The organism is Aeromonas sobria, assembly GCF_050266975.1.
GTDB classification, from domain to species: Bacteria; Pseudomonadota; Gammaproteobacteria; order Enterobacterales; family Aeromonadaceae; genus Aeromonas; species Aeromonas sobria_B.
Genome location: NZ_JBKISU010000085.1, coordinates 1 through 838, shown reverse-complemented (window position 1 = coordinate 838; position 838 = coordinate 1). Strand labels below are relative to the sequence as shown.

1 protein-coding gene is annotated in these 838 nt (G+C 57.3%); it reads right to left on the bottom strand.

What is annotated here, in order from left to right:
• Nucleotides 1-8: 8 nt before the first annotated feature.
• Nucleotides 9-838, bottom strand: an 830-nt coding sequence (locus ACLHZ1_RS20525) for an IS3 family transposase (protein WP_427263532.1), incomplete at its 5' end; no start/stop codon positions are given.

The following is an 838-nucleotide window of genomic DNA, read 5'->3' as shown; positions in this document are numbered from 1 at the left end:
TGTAGTGGTCAACTAAATCCGGACACACAGTTAAGCCGATTTTCGGCCTCTGCTGGCGGTATCCCATCATTATGTTGATGTGGACGCCGCCAGTTGTAGTAATCCATCAGGTAATAGCTGATATCCCGCTTCGCCTCCCGTAGGTTCATATATCCCGTTGTCGGGAGCCACTCTGTCTTCAGGCTCCTGAACAACCGCTCCATCGGTGCGTTATCCCAGCAGTTGCCACGCCGGCTCATGCTCTGGGTCATACGATAGCGCCACAGCCGTTGCCGAAACGCACGGCTGCCATATTGGCTGCCCTGGTCGGAGTGAAACAGCACGCCTGATGGGCAACCCCGCTGCTGATAGGCCATCTCCAGTGCTTTGATGGCCAGCTCTGCATCAGGCTTGTCAGACATCGCCCAGCCCACGACCCGCCGGGTATGCAGGTCGAGCACTGCGGCCAGGTAATACCAACGACCCGCGGCCCAGACATAGGTGATATCGCCACACCACACCTGATTGGGTTGCTGGACATCAAATTCACGGGCCAGCAGATTGGGAATATCCGGTCGCTCAGAGCGGGCGACCTGATAGCGATGAGCGCCCGGTTGCCTGGATACCAGACCGGCTTCCTTCATCAGACTGCGCACTTTGAATCGGCCAATCTGATGCCCCAGCTCTCGCATCATCGACATCAAGGCGCGGCTGCCCGCTGAGTTGCGGCTTTCTTTGAACAAACGGCGCAACTCGCTGCGTTGCTGCATCCGCTCACGGTTAATCGTCCGCTTGCGGGCCAGATAGTCGTAAAAACAGGATGTTGGAACATCGAAAGCGCAGCAGACCAGAGTGATGG